This window comes from Sulfoacidibacillus thermotolerans (assembly GCF_003144315.1).
Taxonomy (GTDB): Bacteria; Bacillota; Bacilli; order Alicyclobacillales; family SLC66; genus Sulfoacidibacillus; species Sulfoacidibacillus thermotolerans.
Window position 1 is genome coordinate 306446 of sequence record NZ_MPDK01000002.1, and the last position, 16278, is coordinate 322723.

16 protein-coding genes and 1 pseudogene are annotated in these 16278 nt (G+C 45.0%); 4 read left to right on the top strand and 13 right to left on the bottom strand.

Annotated elements, in window-relative coordinates:
* Position 1: 1 nt before the first annotated feature.
* From qoxB to bioA, 10 genes and pseudogenes are all read right to left on the bottom strand, one after another.
* Positions 2 to 1957 (bottom strand): cytochrome aa3 quinol oxidase subunit I, encoded by a 1956-nt coding sequence (qoxB, locus tag BM613_RS01920; protein WP_109429461.1) that lies wholly within the window; start codon positions 1955 to 1957, stop codon positions 2 to 4.
* A 30-nt stretch (positions 1958 to 1987) separates the two neighbouring features.
* A complete protein-coding gene (qoxA, locus tag BM613_RS01925; RefSeq protein WP_109429462.1) occupies positions 1988 to 2842 on the bottom strand; it encodes a cytochrome aa3 quinol oxidase subunit II in 855 nt (284 codons plus the stop codon).
* A 493-nt stretch (positions 2843 to 3335) separates the two neighbouring features.
* Entirely contained in the window at positions 3336 to 3794 is a 459-nt protein-coding gene (locus tag BM613_RS01930) for a DUF420 domain-containing protein (RefSeq protein WP_245926197.1), read from the bottom strand.
* 189 nt (positions 3795 to 3983) lie between these two features.
* Positions 3984 to 4472, bottom strand: a complete 489-nt coding sequence (gene rraA, locus BM613_RS01935) for a ribonuclease E activity regulator RraA (RefSeq protein WP_181362843.1) — start codon at positions 4470 to 4472, stop codon at positions 3984 to 3986.
* A gap of 69 nt (positions 4473 to 4541) precedes the next feature.
* Positions 4542 to 5876 carry a sensor histidine kinase gene (locus tag BM613_RS01940; protein WP_109429464.1) on the bottom strand — a complete coding sequence of 445 codons (1335 nt, stop codon included), beginning with the start codon at positions 5874 to 5876 and terminating at the stop codon, positions 4542 to 4544.
* A 3-nt stretch (positions 5877 to 5879) separates the two neighbouring features.
* Positions 5880 to 6584 carry a response regulator transcription factor gene (locus tag BM613_RS01945; protein WP_109429465.1) on the bottom strand — a complete coding sequence of 235 codons (705 nt, stop codon included), beginning with the start codon at positions 6582 to 6584 and terminating at the stop codon, positions 5880 to 5882.
* Positions 6585 to 6768: 184 nt separating this feature from the next.
* Positions 6769 to 6855: pseudogene (locus tag BM613_RS01950) on the bottom strand (helix-turn-helix domain-containing protein); the annotation flags it as partial.
* A gap of 4 nt (positions 6856 to 6859) precedes the next feature.
* The gene (gene bioD / locus BM613_RS01955) at positions 6860 to 7570 is read right to left on the bottom strand and encodes a dethiobiotin synthase (RefSeq protein ID WP_109429466.1); all 711 of its coding nucleotides are present in this window, start codon (positions 7568 to 7570) and stop codon (positions 6860 to 6862) included.
* Complete coding sequence (gene bioF / locus BM613_RS01960; protein ID WP_181362827.1) at positions 7567 to 8754, bottom strand: 8-amino-7-oxononanoate synthase; 1188 nt, start codon at positions 8752 to 8754, stop codon at positions 7567 to 7569. The genes bioD and bioF overlap by 4 nt, the downstream gene beginning before the upstream one ends.
* Positions 8726 to 10117, bottom strand: a complete 1392-nt coding sequence (bioA, locus tag BM613_RS01965) for an adenosylmethionine--8-amino-7-oxononanoate transaminase (protein ID WP_109429467.1) — start codon at positions 10115 to 10117, stop codon at positions 8726 to 8728. Before bioA ends, bioF begins: the two co-directional genes overlap by 29 nt.
* 223 nt (positions 10118 to 10340) lie before the next feature.
* Between bioA and BM613_RS14945 the strand changes: the two genes are divergently transcribed.
* Positions 10341 to 10508, top strand: coding sequence for a hypothetical protein (locus tag BM613_RS14945; RefSeq protein WP_181362828.1), 168 nt, complete (start codon positions 10341 to 10343; stop codon positions 10506 to 10508).
* A gap of 4 nt (positions 10509 to 10512) precedes the next feature.
* Complete coding sequence (locus BM613_RS01970) at positions 10513 to 12132, top strand: recombinase family protein (protein WP_181362829.1); 1620 nt, start codon at positions 10513 to 10515, stop codon at positions 12130 to 12132.
* 10 nt (positions 12133 to 12142) lie between these two features.
* Here BM613_RS01970 and BM613_RS01975 read toward each other — a convergent pair whose 3' ends face one another.
* Both BM613_RS01975 and BM613_RS01980 read right to left on the bottom strand, forming a co-directional pair.
* The gene (locus BM613_RS01975) at positions 12143 to 12532 is read right to left on the bottom strand and encodes a DUF3147 family protein (protein WP_109429469.1); all 390 of its coding nucleotides are present in this window, start codon (positions 12530 to 12532) and stop codon (positions 12143 to 12145) included.
* A gap of 31 nt (positions 12533 to 12563) precedes the next feature.
* The gene (locus BM613_RS01980) at positions 12564 to 12902 is read right to left on the bottom strand and encodes a DUF3147 family protein (RefSeq protein ID WP_109429470.1); all 339 of its coding nucleotides are present in this window, start codon (positions 12900 to 12902) and stop codon (positions 12564 to 12566) included.
* A gap of 109 nt (positions 12903 to 13011) precedes the next feature.
* Here BM613_RS01980 and BM613_RS01985 point away from each other — a divergent pair, with 109 nt between their 5' ends.
* Positions 13012 to 13905 carry a LysR family transcriptional regulator gene (locus BM613_RS01985; protein WP_109429471.1) on the top strand — a complete coding sequence of 298 codons (894 nt, stop codon included), beginning with the start codon at positions 13012 to 13014 and terminating at the stop codon, positions 13903 to 13905.
* 89 nt (positions 13906 to 13994) lie between these two features.
* Here BM613_RS01985 and BM613_RS01990 read toward each other — a convergent pair whose 3' ends face one another.
* On the bottom strand, positions 13995 to 15608 hold the full coding sequence (locus BM613_RS01990) for an APC family permease (RefSeq protein ID WP_109429472.1): 1614 nt from the start codon (positions 15606 to 15608) through the stop codon (positions 13995 to 13997).
* A gap of 307 nt (positions 15609 to 15915) precedes the next feature.
* Between BM613_RS01990 and tlp the strand changes: the two genes are divergently transcribed.
* A complete protein-coding gene (gene tlp / locus BM613_RS01995; protein WP_109429473.1) occupies positions 15916 to 16146 on the top strand; it encodes a small acid-soluble spore protein Tlp in 231 nt (76 codons plus the stop codon).
* Positions 16147 to 16278 lie beyond the last annotated feature (132 nt).

The window sequence follows — 16278 nt, forward strand, 5'->3', positions numbered from 1 at the left end:
TTTATAACCTCCCCGCCGCAGCCTCAGTGTGTTCAATTTCTTCCACACTGATATAGTGATCCGTATCATACTCAAACGATCGCAAATACATAAAGACAAACACTGCTGCTAATCCAAGGCCTCCTACTAAATACCACTTAAAGACAAATCCCCAGAACGAGATAAAGAAGGCAAGCGACATTAAGAATGGACGCCCTGAATTGTTTGGCATATGAATTGGTCGATACGGTTTCGCCTTCACTTGATATTTTTCGCGATTCTTGCCGTACTTCATATCCCAAAATGCATCTCTACCATATACGACAGGGACATGCGCGAAGTTATATTCTGGTGCAGGTGAGGTCGTCGACCACTCAAGCGCACGTCCATCCCAAGCATCCCCCGTCACATCGCGTTCACCATATTTGATACTCCAAACAATGTTGACTGCGAGGAACATCATTCCAATCGCCTGCCCAAATGCACCCACCGTCTCGATCATATTCAGATGGCTCCAGCCAAGTCCTGGTGGATATGTGTACATACGTCGCGTCATTCCCATGAGCCCGAGTAAAAACATTGGCAAGAAGGTAACATTGAAGCTGATGATAAACGTCCAGAAATTCCAGCGACCCAATCTTTCATTTAACTTAAAGCCAAACATTTTCGGCCACCAGTAATAAAGGCCTGCAAATACTCCAAAAACCGTTCCACCTATTAACGTATAGTGAAAGTGAGCGATCAAGAAGTAACTGTTGTGATACTGATAGTCTGCAGGTGCAACCGCAAGCATAACCCCTGTCATACCGCCGACGACAAAAGTAGGAATAAAAGCAAGCGCCCAAAGCATCGCAGTGGTAAAGCGGATCTTTCCTCTGTACATGGTAAAAATCCAGTTGAATACCTTAACACCTGTAGGAATCGCAATCAGCATTGTAGAAACGCCAAAAAACGAGTTAACCGCTGGTCCTGCACCCATTGTAAAGAAGTGGTGCACCCATACTGTAAAGCTTAAAAAGGCGATCGCGACCATTGAACCGACCATTGCCGAATACCCAAAGAGCTTTTTCCCAGAGAAAGTGCTGATGACCTCGGACAATATCCCAAAGGCTGGCAAAATTACGATATATACCTCCGGATGACCCCAGATCCAAAAGAGATTTACCCACATCATCGGCATACCGCCGTGTGTCATCGAAAAAATATGAGACCCAAACAGGCGGTCAAAAGTCAACAACGATAGCGCGACAGTTAAAACAGGGAAAGCAAAGATAATCAAAATCGATGTAATCAAGGTCGACCATGTAAACATGGGCATATCCATTAATTTCATTCCTGGTGCCCGCATCTTAATGATCGTCACAAGAAAATTAATTCCACTAGCAAGCGTTCCAATCCCTGCAAGATTCAAGCCAAACAGATAATAGTTCTCGCCCGGTCCAGGATCAAACGTTGGCCCTGCGAGTGGTGCGTAACTGGTCCAGCCCGCATCGGGAGATCCACCAATCACAAACGACAAATTAAACAACATGGCGCCAAAAAAGAACGTCCAAAAACTAATCGCATTGAGATATGGGAACGCAACGTCACGCGCTCCAATTTGTAATGGCATTGCCACATTGATCAACCCGATCAAGTAGGGCATCGCCATAAACAAAATCATAATCGTACCATGTGTTGTAAAGACCTGATCATAGTGCTCTGCACCTAAAAAGTGATTGTTCGGAACGGCCAATTGCGTGCGCATCATCAAACCGTCCATACCACCGCGGAAAAACATTGCCGTTGCTGCAATAATATACATGATGCCAATCTTCTTGTGATCGACTGTCGTCAACCACTCACGCCACAGCCACTTCCACTTCTTGAAGTAGGTAAGAACACCTACAATGCCAAGGCTCGTTAAGATGATGAGCACATCTGCGATATAGATGTCTGTCCCAGTTACAAATAAGTGATTAAAGTAATGTGGAAGCATCGTTCTCCCCCTTTACTTTCTGGTGAATTCCTACATGCCACTCATCAATGTGTTTTGATTTTGTGGAACAGCTCCTGCCGGATACGATGAAAATGTGAGAATCGGTGAAAGCCCGTGATGATTTACTAATTGATTGGCTTGCGCCATGGTTAGCGGTGGATCTTGTGCCTTCACTTGCGCCACCCATTGATTAAATTCAGCTTGTGGTTTGGCGTAGACATTGAACTGCATATGTGCAAATCCCTTGCCTGAAAAGTTCGCCCCACGACCTAAATACACGCCTGATTTGCTAGCTTCTAGCCACAATCCCAGATTTGCTCCCGGCATTGTAAATTCCATTCCGCCAAGTTCTGGAATCCAGAAAGTGTTCATCGGCCCAACAGACGTAAGAATAAACTTTACAGGTACGCCAGTTGGAATCACCAGATAGTTGACCGTTTCAATGTGTTGACCGGGATATTGAAAAATCCATTTCCAAGCAGCACTTGTTACATCAATTTCCATCGGATCATGCGCCTGTACCGGTGGTTGCGTAAGCGCATACGTTGTTTTGACAGTTGGAATGGCCAACGCAATCACGATCAACAAAGGAATGACGGTCCAAACGACCTCAAGTTTGCGATTTCCTTCCAGGTTAGGATCATAATATTTCTCAACACCTGGACGGGCACGATACTTAATGAGCATATAGGCAAATAATATGAAGACGGCTAGCCCGACAAACGCCATGAGAATGAACGACCAAATGATCAAATTATACTCTTGTCGCGCCACGGGACCTTCTGGGTGCAAAACTGCAATTTGTGATCCGCAACCAGAAAGCAGAAGCACGGACGCCGACAGCGCAGCAAACGCTAGTCCCCGCCGTTTCTTTGGTGACAACATTCTGCTCACTCAACTCCTCTCTTCCAGTTTGTCAACTGCGCTTATAGGCAAGCACTGCATAACAGTAGACTCGCCGATCACTGCATCACCATAAATTAAAAGGAATGAGAGCGAAACTGACTGTCTGCCCACCTTGCTCCAAACTAAGCACAATATCGACAAAGTTATGTTAGCACTCTTTCGCTTTCTCCTGCAGTATCCCAAGGGCTAAATAAGTGCAGTGTCATAGATTCATCACGACTGACTAAAAACTGTAACAAAATCTTCGATATTGCCAGGAGTTGTTCAAAATTAACTAGAGTTGTCCCCTTTCTCGAAACAAGCAAACGCGTCATTATAGTAATTGTTCTTTTTATTTCATCATTTGTAGCATATCTTTGTCCGCACGATCTTGTCATAGAATATACAAAATGCGAAAGCTTGGCTAAGTCGCTAGAATAGCAAAGCAACTTACCCAAGCTCACGCATCCGTGTAAAACAACCGCTAATCCAATTATTGACCTAAAACGTGTAGTACATTTCGCAAGGTGGGTCCAGGTGGAAAGATTACAAATAACATCAAATATACAGCAAGTCCAGTCGCTGCTGTAATAAACCAAAATACAGCAGTCCAGGGACCTACACGTCGATGGATACGAAAACGCCTTTTAAATGCCAAGCGCAGAACCCAGATTCCCATTAGCGCTGCAATGCTTGCCAAGAACACGTGAATCTTCAAAAAGATCGTGTAGGCAGTCACATAATTCGCAGGACCCCCAAATTCTGTATCGCCCACAACAAGGGTACCCACTGCATAACTTACAAAAAATAAAGCGCCTAACCACGTTCCCGCTAACATAAAGCGACGGTGAATGCGAACTTTATTTCTCCGAATCATCACCCATCCCAAAGCAATGCATAAGGCACTTACAATCATGGTGCCTTCATTAAAAAGCGCCCAACCAGCCGCCACAAAAATCCCCCTTATTGCACACTCTGCTACCTATGTGCTTTCCTATGACTTGTTCATCCTGTTCGTTCGTTTGACTTACTTGTGACGAGATCAGATAGTATATTATCGCAAATTTTTAAGACAAGCAGAAGTTTGTTCACGTTTTTGTGCGAAATCCTCCAACAAGTGCAACTTCCTCTAGAAAATCAGTTATTTAGCAGATTGATCAAGAAGATTTTCGGCAGAGATGACAACTCCATCTTCATCTGCAAAGACATAGTTGCCGGGTTCCCAAGAAAGATCCCCAAAACTCACCGTTACATCGCGCGATCCCGTTCCTTCTTTTCTACTTTTGACTGGACAAGCGCCTAACGCCAAAATCCCTAACTGACAGTTCTGCAGTTCATGCACATCCCGTACACAGCCATACACGATCATGCCAGACAACCCGCGCTTCTCAGCTAATGCAGCTAAATTTCCGCCAACTAACGCACACTCCCTTGATCCTCCGCCGTCAATAACTAATACAGCACCGGTAGGAATACTTGAAATTGCATCTTTTACAAGCACATTATCCTCATATACGCGAACTGTATGAATCGGACCGGAAAAGACCTTATTCTTTCCGTAGGAAATAAACTTCAACTTACATAAGCGGACTTTCGAACCATAGAGATCACATAAATCAGCAGTGTGCAATTTTGCTTCCTCCTTGTCCATTACACTCACATTTTCCGATTGCCCAGGGAGTACTTCGATATCAGTATATCACGTGGAAAGAGAGTTCTGGTGCCCTGGTAAAATAACGCGAAAGCGCGTCCCTTTCCCGATGGAACTCTCTACCTCAATTTTGCCCCGATGAGATTGTACGATCCACTTGGCAATCGCCAAACCTAGTCCTGTCCCTTCCGTCGTTCGCGCTCGCTCTCCACGAAAGAAGCGGTCAAAGATATGCTGTTGCTGCTGCGGCGAAATCCCCATTCCTGTGTCTGTAATCTCTAAGACAATCTGATGCCCCTTGATATGTCGTAATGCAACGACAATCTCTCCAGTCTGTGTATATTTAATCGCGTTATCTAAGAGAATAAAAGTAAGTTGATATAAGCGATCGACGTCGCCCAAAACTGTAAATTCCCACTCCGCAGTTTTGGGCCAGCTATGTGTTTGCATGGATAATAAATGTTCGGGAATTGGAAAGTGCATCTTTAATCCTTTCGCTTCACCAAACGGAGCGAGCGATTCAAACACTTGTTGATTCAGTGCCAACCAATTTACAGCTTTGCGTTGTATCAGTTGTTCGTTCGAATCTGCACGCGCGAGTGTCAACAGATCCGCGATAAGTCGCGAAAGCCTCCTCACTTCCGCCTTGACATTGTTAAGCCACTCAAAATTTTGCTCTACTGTTTGCTTGGGATGTCCCATTACAAGATCTAAATTTGATTGAATAACGGCCATAGGGGTACGCAGTTCATGAGACGCATCTGCAACAAATTGCTGCTGACGTTGCCAAGACCGCAAGATTGGGCGCAATGCCAAACCAGAAACAAAAAAACCTGCCACCACAGCTCCTAAAAGTCCAATCAAGCCGACTTCGATAAGAATTTTTTGCAAGCGCCAAAGCGCCGATAAGACTCCATTCATTCTCTCTGCTAACTGCAACTCTCCTATTTTATGCAGAGTATAGGGATTATAGAGAGGCAGATTTACAACCCGCAAATGCAGATTGAACTTTTTAATGTTTAGCGTTTCCCACTTGGGTCTCGTGAGCTGCGACAGTGGAACTTCATGGATATACTGGGCGAGCTGCAGATCATTGGTTACCACTAATTGTCCACCTGTATCTTGTAAAGTGAAATAAAAAGGTTGCTGTATCTGCTGTTGTTCAATTTTCCGCAAGAGATTAGGAGTACCTGCATTTGGATTCATCAGCGTTTGTACAGACAAGCTTGTAAAGAAATCTGCGCGCACAAGCATTTCAGCGTCCAATTCATGAATTGTTTCGCTTCGCATCAAAGTATATACACTTGTTGTGGTAGCAGCGTATAAGACAACAAAAATCGCGACAAGAACAGCCGTTAACGTAAGACGCACACGCGCAAACATGACTTATAAAGCCTTTAGCACATAGCCTACGCCACGCACCGTCTCAATCATTGGAATGTGCAAAGTCGCCTTTTCAGTCGCTACATTTGCTTTTGCTGCCAACAATTTTTTACGCAAGAAGTGTACATAGATCTCAACGGCATTCGTATCAAGCAACGCTTCATACCCCCATACACGATCAAGAAGTACCTCTTTAGGTAAAACTTGTCCTTCATGACGAAGAAACAGTTCTAACAAGAGAAACTCCTTAGCAGTTAACTGCATCACCGTCTGTCCACACGTTACTTGACGAGTCACCAGATCAAGCTGTAAATCGCCAACTCCAATTTTCTCTGTTCCCACAACATTCCCCTTGCGCCGTGTCAATGCACGTACACGCGCTAAAAGTTCACTCGTTGCAAACGGTTTGACGAGATAATCATCAGCCCCATGATCAAGCCCATATACACGATCATCCACTCCATCTTTTGCCGTCAATAAAAGAATGGGGACCGAAGAACCTTCTTTGCGCAAAATTTCGACGAGCTCATATCCCGACAAATGAGGCAACATCACGTCGACGATCAAAACGTCATACACGTCATTGCGCGCCAATTCTAATCCCTCTACTCCGTCATGCGCTAGATCCACGGCAAAGTGATTCTCCACAAATAATTGTTTAAGTGCTTCCACTAATTTTTTTTCATCGTCAATAAGCAAAATGCGCATAAGACTCCCTCCCCTAAAACAGAGCATAAAAATCGATTGGAGCAACATACACTTTGCACTTTCCATGATGACTTATTTTATTGAACCAGGGAAGCACATTTCAATCCCACCCCCTTTGCTCATATACAAGTCAACCTACAAAAAAAAAAACCTATCGCATATGAGGCGATAGGTAGGCGACACATTAAATTTGCAGTTCGCCCAATCGAACCAGCTCTACTACGGCTTGAGAGCGGCCCTTCACATTGAGCTTTTTCATGACATTAGAGATCACGTCAATGGTGTAAAACACTAACCATCTGGAATATATGATCAATTGCAACATGCTTTTCAACTGCTTCTCGTACGATTTGCGGGGGTGGATCATCCCCTAGCCAAGGCAACACGCCCAGAATCGGGACTTTCCCAAGATTGGCAATCATCTCTGCGTTCGTCTCTTGCGAAAGATCATCTGTTTCTTTCTGAAACCCAGAAATCACTACACCAAGTACTGATAAGCCATGTGACCTCGCGTATTCTATCGTAAGTACACTGTGATTCACAGTGCCTAAATTCGGTCGCGCAACAATAAGTAAAGGTAATCTTAACTCCTTCGCGAAGTCAACAACGAGTCCATCAGAAGCATAAGGGACGGCGAGTCCACCCGCTCCTTCTACAATGAGATATGTGTGTCGATTTGCGAGTTTCTGCGCATGTGCCACGAGGTCCGCTGTAGCAATCGCTTGCCCTTGACGAGCGATTGCAAGAGCAGGAGCCAAGGGTTCGCTAAACGAATACGGGCAGATATCTGCAATGCCATCCTCGATTTCTGACAACCGCTTCAAACGCGCCGCATCGCCTTTTTCATCATTCGCTAAATGGCCACTCTGTAACGGCTTATAAACTCCTATATCGATTCCGCGATTCCGAAAAGCAGAAGCAATCCCTCCTGCAACGAGTGTCTTGCCGACATCTGTATCTGTTGCTGTAATAAAAAATCCGTTCAAGAGATCACCCCTACTTCTTTTCCTGCTGTTTCAAATGCATGTAAAATCAGTTCCAAATCTCGATCTGAATGGGTTGCCATCAGGGTTAAACGAATTCTTGATGATCCCACAGGCACACTTGGTGGCCGAATCGCTGGTGCAAATACACCAAGTGTCTCTAACCGTTTGGCAAACGCAAGCGCACGTCGCTCCTCTCCAATCACCACAGGGATAATCGGCGTTTCTCCCTGCTGTACCTGAAAACCACGAGCTGCTAATGCACTGCGCAACTGAATAGATAATCTGTGCAAACGATTGCGACGATCAGCCTCTGCACCGATGAGTTCAATCGCTGTTAATGCCGCTGCAACTACCCCAGGAGACAAAGCAGTAGAGAATATGAAAGGCCGAGCCTTATTGCGCAAATAATCAATAAGTACTTGGTCGCCAGCAATAAAGCCTCCCTCAGAACTTATCGCCTTAGACAGTGTACCGACTTGGATTTGCACGTATCTTGCATCTAATTGGAAGTAATCAACTGTACCTCCGCCATGTGCTCCCAAAACCCCTGTCGCATGTGCATCATCCACCATTACAAAAGCCTGTTCACGTTGGGCCAATTCCACAATTTGCGGCAACGGAGCAATATCTCCGTCCATGGAAAAAACCCCATCGGTGACAATCAGTTTTTTCTTTGCATGATGGAATTCCTCCATCTTTCCTTGTAAGTCAGCCATGTCACTATGGCGATAGATGACCACTTGCGCTTTTGACATCCGACAGCCGTCAATAATACTCGCGTGATTGAGTTCATCAGAAAAAATTACGTCACCATCGCCAAAAAGTGTTGTCAAAGCAGCCACATTAGCCATATACCCTGTATTAAATAAAATCGCCGACTCCGTCTGTTTAAAACGCGCGATGGTCGCTTCCAATTGTTCGTGAAGAGTTGAATTCCCCGTAATGAGACGCGAACCAGATGCCCCTGTGCCATAGGTTTGTAACGCTGCACAAGCTGCCTGAATCACACGTTCGTCATTGGCAAAACCTAAGTAATTATTCGACGCACACATCACAAGTTCACGCGACTCGACCTGAACGCGCGGCGCAGAAGCACTCTCCATACGTCGCAATTGACGATAACGTCCTGCTTCGCGCAAAGTAAGCAGAGCTTCTTCAAACTCCTGCAGATTGCCGCTCATCATCCAGCGTTACCTCCGCGATCGCTTGATATAAAATTTTAACCATACTGTCCAATTCTTCAATTGTCGAGGCAAGGGGCGGCATAAACACGACGACGTCCCCCAAGGGGCGTAACAGCATCCCAAGTTCGCGACAACGTCGCGCAACTTTTACTCCCATGCGCTTAGCAAATGGATACGCCTGCTTCGTGGTACGATCGGCGACAAGTTCAATTCCAATCATGAAACCTTTTTGTCTGATGTCCCCCACATGTTTAAGTTCTCGCAAGGAATTTAACTGATCTGCCAGATGATCAGCGCTTTTTGTGACATGCTCAACCAAGTGGCGAGATTCAAATAGCTCCAAATTCGCCAACGCAACTGCGCAACCTAGCTGATTTCCAGTATAGGAATGTCCGTGGTACAGCGTTTTAAATTCCTCATAATCGGCATAAAACGCATCATAGATACGATCTGTTGCAAGTGTGGCTGCAATAGGTAAATATCCACCCGTGATCCCTTTAGCCACACTCATTACATCAGGTGTTACCCCGTCATGTTCACAGGCAAACATTTTCCCTGTTCGCCCAAAACCGGTAGCCACTTCATCTACGATGAGTAAAATGTCATATTGATTGCACAGTTCCCGAAGTGCTTTTAAATAACCTTTTGGCATCGGAATCATTCCGCCCGCCCCTTGGACAGGCTCAACAATCAGCGCGGCAATGCGATGTGCTTGTGCAGCCATGACAGCTTCCATTTCTGCTAAATAGCGTTGCACCACTTGTTTCTCGTCCGCCAACTCATAAGGATGTCTATAGAGCGTTGGAAAAGGTACTTTTATCGATGGAAAGAGCAAGGGAGCATACATTTTGTGAAACATGTCGATCGCCCCCACAGACACAGCTCCTACTGTATCCCCATGATAAGCTTCCTTCATAGTTAAAAAGGAATCCTTTTCAGGTCGACCAAGATTGCGCCAATATTGAAATGCAATCTTTAATGCAATCTCTACTGCCTCTGCACCGGAATCCGAAAAAAACACTTTAGATAAACCCGGCGGAGCAATTTGGACAAGCTTTTCAGCCAGTAAGACCGCAGGGACATTGGCCATTCCGAGCAATGTAGAATGTGCGATTTTATCCAATTGTTCGCGAATGGCTTCATCTAGCTCAGGGACGCGATGTCCATGAACATTAAGCCATACGGATGACACGCCATCCCAATATTCTCTGCCTTGTACGTCAATTAATTTCCTCCCTTCCCCACGTTCGATAATCACAGGTTGATCAGCTAAATATTCCTTCATTTGTGTAAATGGATTCCATAAATATTTTGCATTCTTTTCATACAATTCTTCATAAGAATATGTCTGTTGCTTTTTCATCTGCTCACCTCAAATAGGCTAAGATTCTTTCTAAGACTCTTTTGATCCTATCATATACTAAACAGCAAAAGAAAGCGGTTGCTCCTCATGGCTAACGATATGTCTAAATGGTGCAATGCTGGCTCATCACTTGTTTTTTACGCATAGTTGCTAGGACACAGCAAGTAGGCAAGCTCTATACTCATACACTCCCTACAAGATGAGCACAAACGGGAGTGATCAGATGAAAACCCCAGAAGGTCTAAGAAAGATCGCTGTCATTAACCTAAGCAAAGGACAAACGATCGCTTTTTATCATCTTACAGATGGACCGAACCGCGAAGAAGTATTTCGTCGTGTTTATGCCCTTTGTATGGAAGCGATGCAGCGAAAATTGGATCTGTCGAGGTGAGATCATGCAGCGAGCAGCAATCTATGTGCGTGTGAGTACAGAGCATGAAGCGCAAAAAGACAGTCCCGAACACCAAGTTGCAGCTTGTCTAGAATACGCAACGATAGTTGGACTCACAACCACCCCTGAGTTTATCTACAATGATGCCGGACTAAGCGGAACGGAGATGGAAAACCGCACAGAAGTCAAACGCCTAATCCGTGATGCAAGGCAAGGTAAATTTGAAGCGGTTTTATTCACAGCAATCAGTCGCTTTAGTCGAGACATGGCTGATGCGTTTCACATGAAAAAGAAACTAGAGTCTATCTATGGCATTCGCCTGATCTCACTTGAAGAGGGATATGATAGTGCAATTGATGGTCGCAACAATGAAATGGTGTTTACTGTGCACGCCATGCTTGCCGCGCACAAGTCAAAAGAAATGTCAGCCGCAATCAAGCGCGGCTTGCGCCAGTCAGCGAAAAAAGGGCGCCATATTGGCAATATCCCCCCATTTGGATATCAAAAAACGCACGATCGACGTTTGCAGCCAGAGCCAGAGGAAGCAGAAGTGGTGCGTGAAATTTTTCGTTTATACTTAGCGGGCTTTGGCGCCAAAGCCATAGCACAAACACTGAATGCTCGAGGAATCCCAACAACCCTAAAACGCCGCTATGAGAAACCCGTCTTATGGCAAGCCTCAACAATTACTGCAATCCTTCACAACCCAGTCTATCTTGGTACGTTGATCGCACACAAATGGACCACCGCTCGCCATATTGAAGATTCGAGACGACGCGATATCCCTGTAAAGCATCCTGTAGTGCGCGCACCTTCCGAGTGGATTTTCATCGAGCACGCTCATGAACCCATTATCGATGCACAAACGTTCCAACGAGTACAGGAATTGCTTGCAAAAAAAGCTAAAAATCGCGGAATCAAACGTTCGACAAACTTACTTGCAGGGCTTATGTACTGCAAAAATTGCGGTGGAAAGATGCTTGTTTCCACATCGAATTCATCACACAACAAAAAGAAAACACCGTATAAGTACATCGTTTGTTCTAAGATTCGCAGAATCGGCAAATCAGCTTGCAGCAATCACCTCCTCACAAAATATGACGAATTTTTAGATGCACTTATTGCACATCTAAAGCAATACAGCTCATCAGAATTCCAAGACTCGTTGCAATTAACCGATCTGCTTAGTAAAATCGGACAAGTTGAACCGACACTACCCGCAAAAATTGCACAATTACAAAACGAGTTGGCCAATAATCACAAAGAACAATTAGCAAATTTACGAGCGTTTAGACAAGGTTTATTTCCAAGTGAAGTCATTGCTCGTGGACAAAGTGAACTTATGGAACAAGCCAAACGTCTACAGACAGAAATAAATCATCTGCAAGCCGAACATACAGAGCGCGCATGCTTGCAAAATCAACTACGCGACAGCGCTGTCTCCATAAATCCCTTTGCACAAATGGAGCTGTTTGATGCGATGACCCAGCGTCTCCTACTCATACAGACGATTTCAAAAATAGAATTTTCCTCAGACGGAAGTATCGCTGTTGTTTTTACATGGGGTGAAAAAAACCGCGGGTCATCCCCCAGCGGTCATCAACTCGCACACTTCGAACAGTAAGTTGGTCAAACTACGAGGCTGTATTCACGTCACCCGTTGCAAACTCTGCATTGAGCTCAGCCTTTTGACGAAAACTTGTAAAGATCAAGGCGACCGCGACAAACACAAAATAAATGACCAAGCCAAACCCTATAACAAGCGGCCAAGCCCATCCGGCCATCGCACCAATCCCCGTGGCTGCCACAGTGAGTACAGATCCGATCATTCCCCAAAAAGCGGTGCTCGCATATGAAATGACCGCTTTTTGGCGAGCAGAGAGATAAATAAAGATCAGACTGACAAAAAAGACGGCCGGAAATCCAGAGAGCATTCCGGAAAGGTAGGGCGCGTAGCGACTTAAGACACTCGCAATTGCAACAACTGATCCTCCGATCATAAAGCGCACGAACAATTGCAACATACTCCGATCTCCTTTATTGTTTAGAGTAAATTTACATGTGGATCAACATACTGGCTGACACGGCAACAACCGCCCAAAAACTTAACAATACAAGCCAACCTCCGAGAAACTTCATTCGATGAAACACCTTCGGGGCAATCCCTGCAACAGCTAAAGCCCCTATCAATGAAGTCACTGTGCCAAGAATTGTTTGAGAGAGAACCGCATCCGTTTTACCCGGAGGACTAGAAAGTGCAATAACGATCAATGCGGCTGTAAACACAGCGGGGAAGCCTGCTAAAAAACCGCCTGCCTTGCCCCCAAGACGTTGACTGACCCAAGTAGCCGCCAGTACTGCCATACCACCCATTATGAATTTCAATATCAGCATCTGGCACCTCCTCGCTTCATTTTACATGTTATGTGAAATTAGCTTGTTTGAAAAAGACATTATCTCTATAGTGAGACATAGGAATTATCTATATAGGATGGGGTAAGTCATGGACCTTCGACAACTCGAATACTTTGTTGCGGTTGCAGACCACAAAAGTATCACAAAAGGTGCTGCAGCCTTATATGTCAGCCAACCCACCGTAAGTCAACAAATTACGGCACTCGAACGAGAACTTGGAAAACCTTTGTTTGAAAGACACACAAATGGCGTCACACTTACAGACGCAGGGCAAACTTTACTGACTTACGCGCTGCGCATCTTACAAAATGTAGCCGATGCGCGAGAAGAGATTCTCGGTAGCCAAGGACGAGACGCGACGGTACGGATTGGCGTTTTACCTACATTAACGCGATCTATTCTCCCGAGTTTGATCAAACACTATCAAACGAGCAGACCTGATTTTCACATTGATGTTACAGAAGCGAGTACACAAACTCTCGTCAAACAAGTAATTTCTGGAGATCTGCAAATGGCATTGCTTGATTTGCCGCTCAGCGATCCGCTGTTGCACGTTGAAAAATTATGGTCAGAAGAATTGATTTTAATTGCTTCTCCTGACTTTCATCTCCCTGATCAATCACTTCAATTGACAGAGTTAAAAAATCAACCCTTTATTACAATGGAGGCAGGATATGGCCTGCGCGATGCATTATTTCGCTTAACACAACCATTTGGATATAATCCAAACATCACGCTTGAACTGACCAGTTTAGGTGCAATTATTGGATTTGTGCGCCAAGGGTTTGGCATTAGCCTCGTCGCACGACGGACCGTACAATTAGAAATTGCCACCGGAGAAATTCGCGCTCTAACCCTTCATACACCCATATATCGCGACATCGGAGTCATTTGGCGCAATCAACGACAGCTCTCAGCAGCCGCCCTAGCCTTTGCAAAATATCTGAGAAACCAGTTCCAAAACAATGAAAATGAATGGTGAAAAACCCAAGAAATGCGTCTTGATGCGTACAAGCGACGCGCGAGTAAGTACCCCCGCGCATCGCTTGCACTTCGTGCGAGCAAAGACCCTTACGAGATCATTGCCGTTGCCGCGGCTTCTCGCGTTTGTGCAACATTTTCAAGAGCTTCCGAAACATCGGCTGTTTTATATCCACTGCGGACTCCCCAGTAGTAAAACACGAGAGAGACCCCTGCAACTGTAATCATGTCCCATGGATAGGGGATCCAATTTTTCAATTCCCCCAATTTTGTCGATCCTACATACGTGAGCCCAAGCATAACGATCAAATACACAATCAGCCATATCCCACTTTGCAGCGACTGTGCATGAGGACGTTGAATTTGCTGTGGCAACGCAAGCGCCAAAAGCGCATAGAGTACGACGCCAATCAATAATGCAAGCAACAATTTAGAGTCGGTGGTCCAGCCTGTCCAATAGATAATGAGCGAACCAATAACAAATGCCAGGGGAGCGATCACAGACGCACCTGCTAAGCGAAAAGGACGATCTGCCTCACGCACAGTTCTGCGCAAGACCGACAAAGAAACAGGCCCAATAATATACGTAAATACTGTCGCTGATGAAACCAGACCAACGAGTGATTGCCATGAGGGAAAAGGAAGAAGAAAGATTAATCCTAATATAAAAGCGGCAAACAAAGAGAGTACAGGAATTCCGGTACGTGGATCGATCTTAGCAAACGCTTTAGGAAAGTATCCATTATTTGCTAATGCATAAAGGACACGTGTTGTCGATGCAATATATACATTTCCTGTACCAGCAGGAGAAATCACCGCATCTGCATAGAGTAACACGGCAAGCCATCCTACGTTTAAACTGACTGCTAACTGAGCAAATGGAGCATTAAAGGAAAGATTCAACCAACCATGTGCAAGTGCCCCTTTACTTATACCGGCAACAAACACAACTTGCAACAAGACATAAAGCGCGATGCCGACAAAGATTGAAATGAGCAGCGCCAACGGAACATCCCTTTGTGGATTGCGCGCCTCCCCCGATAAATCCACTGCCTGACGAAATCCTAGATAGGCAAAAATAACCCCTGAAGTCGCAACTGCAACTAAAATCCCGGAAGTGCCTTGGGGAGCAAATCCTCCTGCATCCGTAAAGTTCCCCCAGTGCAGTCCAGAAAATAAAAACACTAAGATCGTAAGAGCAGGCATAATAAATTTCACGAAAGTAATTGAAGTATTCACTTTTGCAAAATAGCGGACACCAAAATAATTAACTAAAAAGAAGCCAAACATCAACAAAGCAGCTAAAAACAACCCTCCACCAGTCAACAAATTTGTCTGAGCATTCCATAGCCCAGGAAACCAATGCGATGCATACTGCATAACGCCTTCTGCCTCCACAGCAGGTACAGAAGCATAGGCGATCCAGGCAGCCCATCCCATGATAAAACTTGTCACATGACCATGACTGTAATGCGGATAACGAGCAATCGATCCCGATTCAGGTAACATTCCCCCAAGTTCCGCATAAACAAGTCCAATAAGCAAAACGGCAACTCCACCGATCATCCACGACACAATCGACGCAGGACCCGCATCTTGCGCCGCATATAAGGCACCAAACAGCCAGCCCGACCCAATAATTCCTCCTACAGAAGCCATGATTAGATCGAGCAAAGAAAGATCTCGTTTAAACCCCTCACTCATTCTCCCATTCCCCCTCGTACAAATGATACTCCTGATTACTAACCTCACGACGAGATTAGTGTAAGGTTAATTCCCGCACCACCTTCTTAATTCAAAATAAATCTCACTTAATACGTTATATATAATAACATAACGGTTTCTATCTTCGCAAATTCCGTTTTCATTGCCTGATTGTAGCATTAATAGTGTTATAAAAGATTACACACATTTTTATTGCGCTGGAAATAGAACCTATTTTGCATAAACTGTCCTGTAATTTCACACGCTATAAAGGTCAAAGAGGAAGACAAAAGGGGTGTGTAATGAAATGGCAAAACCGGACGATCGCAGTGACAACGTAGAACATTTACAAGAGGCAATAGCAAACACGATGGAAAACATGCGCGAAGCAGACGATTTTCTTAAGGCGCACAGGGAAGAAATGCACCCCGAAGATGCACACGCAATTGAGCAAAAAAATGAACGCCGTGAGGCCGCAATCGCTGGATTTCGCGAAGAGATCAAAGATGAAGTCAACGATGCACGCACACAGTCCTAATTTGAAATGAAATACACAACGAAAAGAGACTCTCAGCATGGAGAGCCTCTTTTCGTGTTTTGAAGAGAGGATTCAACACTCTTCCTTGTTATTTTTGCGCACTTAATTTAACATCCTACTGAGAAGCGAGAA

Bases quoted from the DNA above. Each gene is read 5' to 3' on its own strand.
- qoxB (WP_109429461.1), bottom strand. From the start codon at position 1,957: ATGCTTCCACATTACTTTAATCACTTATTTGTAACTGGGACAGACATC.
- qoxA (WP_109429462.1), bottom strand. From the start codon at position 2,842: ATGTTGTCACCAAAGAAACGGCGGGGACTAGCGTTTGCTGCGCTGTCG.
- BM613_RS01940 (WP_109429464.1), bottom strand. From the start codon at position 5,876: ATGTTTGCGCGTGTGCGTCTTACGTTAACGGCTGTTCTTGTCGCGATT.
- BM613_RS01945 (WP_109429465.1), bottom strand. From the start codon at position 6,584: ATGCGCATTTTGCTTATTGACGATGAAAAAAAATTAGTGGAAGCACTT.
- bioF (WP_181362827.1), bottom strand. From the start codon at position 8,754: ATGATGAGCGGCAATCTGCAGGAGTTTGAAGAAGCTCTGCTTACTTTG.
- bioA (WP_109429467.1), bottom strand. From the start codon at position 10,117: ATGAAAAAGCAACAGACATATTCTTATGAAGAATTGTATGAAAAGAAT.
- BM613_RS14945 (WP_181362828.1), top strand. From the start codon at position 10,341: ATGAAAACCCCAGAAGGTCTAAGAAAGATCGCTGTCATTAACCTAAGC.
- BM613_RS01970 (WP_181362829.1), top strand. From the start codon at position 10,513: ATGCAGCGAGCAGCAATCTATGTGCGTGTGAGTACAGAGCATGAAGCG.
- BM613_RS01975 (WP_109429469.1), bottom strand. From the start codon at position 12,532: ATGTTGCAATTGTTCGTGCGCTTTATGATCGGAGGATCAGTTGTTGCA.
- BM613_RS01980 (WP_109429470.1), bottom strand. From the start codon at position 12,902: ATGCTGATATTGAAATTCATAATGGGTGGTATGGCAGTACTGGCGGCT.
- BM613_RS01985 (WP_109429471.1), top strand. From the start codon at position 13,012: ATGGACCTTCGACAACTCGAATACTTTGTTGCGGTTGCAGACCACAAA.
- BM613_RS01990 (WP_109429472.1), bottom strand. From the start codon at position 15,608: ATGAGTGAGGGGTTTAAACGAGATCTTTCTTTGCTCGATCTAATCATG.
- tlp (WP_109429473.1), top strand. From the start codon at position 15,916: ATGGCAAAACCGGACGATCGCAGTGACAACGTAGAACATTTACAAGAG.